The sequence below is a fragment of the Ligilactobacillus acidipiscis DSM 15836 genome (assembly GCF_001435755.1).
In the GTDB taxonomy this organism is placed as follows: Bacteria; Bacillota; Bacilli; order Lactobacillales; family Lactobacillaceae; genus Ligilactobacillus; species Ligilactobacillus acidipiscis.
The window spans coordinates 1-209 of record NZ_AZFI01000449.1 but is presented as its reverse complement, the minus strand read 5'-3'; the positions used below and the strand labels follow the sequence as shown (position 1 = coordinate 209).

At 42.1% G+C, this 209-nt stretch carries 1 pseudogene; it reads left to right on the top strand.

What is annotated here, in order from left to right:
- Positions 1 to 129: pseudogene (locus FC65_RS12025) on the top strand (recombinase family protein); the annotation flags it as partial.
- Positions 130 to 209: the final 80 nt, after the last annotated feature.

The following is a 209-nucleotide window of genomic DNA, read 5'->3' as shown; positions in this document are numbered from 1 at the left end:
CCCCGCTTGCAACATGCTTTTAAGCTTTATCGAGCAGGCATGAGTGACATTGATGTGTCGCGAAATACAGGTATTAAACGGACGACCTTTATTCGATACCGTGTGAAATACGGTATTAAAAGAAAATAGGGCCCCCCCTTTTGGTTAGCACATGTTAACTGAAAGGGTCCCTATTTTCTTTCCTCAATTGTCAAGTTAAGTGCAACACT